This window comes from Microvirga sp. P4_G7, assembly GCF_056401005.1.
Map to the genome: position 1 here is coordinate 1 of NZ_JBFUKD010000391.1, position 3,546 is coordinate 3,546.

Annotated in this window: 4 protein-coding genes; 3 read left to right on the forward strand and 1 reads right to left on the reverse strand. The window is 61.4% G+C overall.

All coding sequences use genetic code 11. The annotated features are described in order from the left end of the window. The 3 genes from AC1DT3_RS15165 to ligD all read left to right on the forward strand — a co-directional run. On the forward strand, window positions 1–481 hold a 481-nt coding region (locus AC1DT3_RS15165), incomplete at its 5' end, for an ABC transporter permease subunit (RefSeq protein WP_477466075.1). 1 nt (window position 482) lies between these two features. Next, on the forward strand, window positions 483–2,120 hold the full coding sequence (locus AC1DT3_RS15170; RefSeq protein ID WP_477466076.1) for an ABC transporter ATP-binding protein: 1,638 nt from the start codon (window positions 483–485) through the stop codon (window positions 2,118–2,120). A 131-nt stretch (window positions 2,121–2,251) separates the two neighbouring features. Beyond that, complete coding sequence (gene ligD / locus AC1DT3_RS15175; RefSeq protein WP_477466077.1) at window positions 2,252–3,268, forward strand: non-homologous end-joining DNA ligase; 1,017 nt, start codon at window positions 2,252–2,254, stop codon at window positions 3,266–3,268. Window positions 3,269–3,278: 10 nt separating this feature from the next. Here the strand turns inward: ligD and AC1DT3_RS15180 are convergent. Further along, the coding region (locus AC1DT3_RS15180) for a LysE family translocator (protein ID WP_477466078.1) at window positions 3,279–3,546 on the reverse strand (268 nt) is incomplete at its 5' end.

Here is a 3,546-nt window from a genome sequence, read left to right on the forward strand (position 1 = left end):
GCTCTATTCTCTGCCCTTCATTTTCTTCGTGATCATGCTGGTGGTGTTCTTCGGCCGAAACTTCGTGCTGATGTTCATCGCCGTCGGCGCCGTGGAATGGCTCGACATGGCCCGCATCGTGCGCGGACAGACCCTGTCGATCAAACGGCAGGAATACGTCCAGGCCGCCGAGGCCTTGGGCGTCGAGACAAGGGGCATCATCCGCCGCCATGTCATTCCCAACACGCTCGGCCCGGTGGTCGTCTATATGACGCTGCTCGTGCCGAAGGTCATTCTCCTGGAAAGCTTCCTGTCCTTCCTCGGACTTGGTGTCCAGGAACCCAACACAAGTCTCGGCGTGCTCATTTCAGAGGGCGCCAAGAACATTCAGGGCGCAACTTGGATGCTGCTCTATCCCTCCATCACGCTCGTCACGATCCTGTTCTGCCTGAATTTCATCGGCGACGGACTGCGCGATGCTCTCGATCCAAAGGACCGTTGAGATGACGGAACCCGTTCTCGCCATCCGCAACCTTCAGGTTCGCTTCAGAACCGGCGACGGCATTCTGCAAGCGGTCAAAGGCGTCGATATCGACATCAATCCGGGGGAAACCGTCGCCATCGTCGGCGAGTCCGGTTCCGGCAAGAGCCAGACGATGATGTCCGTCATGGGACTTCTGTCGTCCAACGGCTGGGCTGAAGGTTCGGTCAAGTATCGCGGCCAGGAGCTCATCGGCCTGTCGCCCGACAAGCTCAATCGCTATCGCGGTTCGAAGCTGACGATGATCTTCCAGGAGCCGATGACATCGCTCGATCCCCTGTACCGGATCGGCGATCAGCTCGCATTGCCGCTGACCACCCACGGCGGCATGAGCAAAGCGAAAGCGCGCACGCGCGCCATCGAACTTCTCGAGCTCGTTCGTATCCCGGACCCGCAGCGGCGCATCGATTCCTATCCGCACGAATTGTCCGGCGGACAGCGGCAGCGCGTGATGATCGCGATGGCGCTTGCAAACAACCCGGACGTCTTGATCGCCGACGAACCGACGACCGCTCTCGACGTGACCGTGCAGGCGCGCATCCTCGAGCTCCTGGCCGATCTGCAGAAGCGTCTCGGCATGTCGATCGTCTTCATTACGCACGATCTCGGCGTCGTCCGGCGCTTCGCGACACGCACCTACGTGATGAAGAGCGGACAGGTGGTCGAAAGCGGCGAGACCTCGACCTTGTTCGATGCGCCCAAGCATCCCTACACCAAGATGCTGATCGACGCGGAACCGCGTGGCCGCAAGGAACCCGTGTCGAGCGGCGCGCCGCTCATTCTGGACGCGAAGAACATCGAGGTGAACTTCGCGACCAAGAGTGGCTTCTTCGGACGGACCAGCCACGTGCTGCGCGCCGTCGACAACGTGAGCCTGTCCGTACGCGCCGGTGAAACCGTCGGCGTCGTCGGTGAATCGGGTTCGGGCAAATCGACCTTGGGTCGCGCCATCCTCCGCCTGTTGCCCGCGAGCGGCATGGTGCGGTTCGAAGATCGCAACCTGATGCCGCTCGATCGAGCCGGCATGCGCCCGCTGCGCCGGCACCTGCAGCTCGTGTTCCAGGACCCCTTCGGCTCCCTCTCTCCCCGCATGACCGCTGGCGAAATCGTCACAGAGGGCCTTCTGGTCCACGAACCGCGCATTTCACGCAAAGAGCGCGATCGACGCGCGGCCCAGGCCTTCGAGGAGGTTCGGCTCGATCCGGCGTGGCGCAATCGCTTCCCGCACGAATTCTCGGGCGGTCAACGGCAGCGCATCGCCATCGCTCGCGCCATGATCCTTCATCCTAAGCTCGTGGTGCTCGATGAACCGACCTCGGCCCTCGACCGGTCGGTCCAGAAGGAAATCGTCGATCTCCTGCGCGATCTGCAAAAGACCCACGGTCTCGCCTACGTCTTCATCAGCCATGATCTCGCGGTCGTGCGCGCGTTGTCCGACGAAATCATGGTCATGAAGACCGGCAAGGTGGTGGAGCGTGGCACCGCGCAGGCGATCTTCGATCGGCCGTCGGAGGATTATACCCGCGACCTGATCGCCGCGGCCTTCCTGAGCCAGCAGGATACCGAGCTGACGGCCGCCAAGACGCCCCTCGCCTCCTGAACGGGTGGAACTGAAGCCCATGGCGCGGATTGACTCCGCGCCATGACAAAGCTCGCTCCCTCTCGTGCCAAGCGCGACTTCACCAAGACCTCCGAGCCGAAAGGGGCAGCAAGCCCCCCCGAGAGGTCGTGATGGAGAAGGCGCGCGACGTACCCGCAAAACCGCAATCGGCGGCTACGAAGTCAAAGAAATCCAAGACGGCCAGAGGCGCGAGCTCGAGCCCGAGCAAGGGCAAAGACAAGAGCGGCGGCTCGGACGAGGTCGCCGGTGTGCGCCTGACACATCCCGATCGCGTGCTTTGGGCGGATCAGGGGCTCACAAAGCGTGAGCTGGCGGAATTCTATGTGGGAGTGGCCGATTGGGTTCTGCCGCATGTCGTCGACCGACCACTGACCTTGCTGCGCTGTCCGTCCGGAACCGAGAAGAGCTGCTTCGTGCAACGACATTCCTGGGCGGGCTTCGGCGATCACATTCACCGAGACATGGTCCGTGACGAGAGCGGCGAAGAAGAAGAAGTGATTTACGTAAGCGATGTGCAGGGTCTCGTTTCGCTTGTGCAAGCCAGCGTTCTGGAGGTTCACGTATGGGGTTCGACGATATCACATTTGGAGCAGCCGGACCGTCTCGTCTTCGATTTCGATCCGGATGAAAGTGTCGACTGGGCACGCATGATTGAAGCCGCGGGATCCCTGCGCGAGCGGCTGAAGCTTCTCAACCTCGAAAGTTTCTTGAAGGTCACCGGAGGCAAGGGCCTTCATGTGGTCGTGCCGCTCACGCCGAAGGATTCTTGGGAGACGACATCGGCGTTCGCTCGCGCGCTCGCGCAGATGATGGAAGCCGATGAGCCAGCGCGCTACACGACCAACATGAGCAAACGGCAACGCGAGGGAAAGATCTTCGTCGATTATCTCCGCAACAACCGCTCCGCCACAGCGATCGCTCCCTATTCGACCCGCGCACGTGAAAGCGCGCCTGTGTCCGTCCCCGTTTCATGGCAGGAATTGACCCCGCAGCTCAAACCGAACGGCTTCACGGTCGAGAACTTGCAGAAGCGCCTGAAGGCCCTCCGCAACGATCCGTGGGCGGAGATCGGCAAGGTCGATCAGGTTCTGCCGGATATCACACAAAACGCGGCCAAGAAGAAATAGCAATCCGCTCTCAGCGGCGGCTGTCGAGCGCCATCTTCAAAGCCAAGCCGCCCAGCACGAATCCCATCATCCAACGTTGAAAACGAATCCAGGACGGTCGTTGCRCGAGGAAACTCGCAATCGTGCCGGCAGTGATGGCGATAGCCGCGTTGACGCTGATGCTGATCGCGATCTGCAGGGATCCGAGCGTGATCGTCTGCATCAGGACGCTGCCGTCTTCGGGCCGGATGAACTGCGGCAGCAATGCGAGATACAGCATCGCGATCTTTGGATTGAGG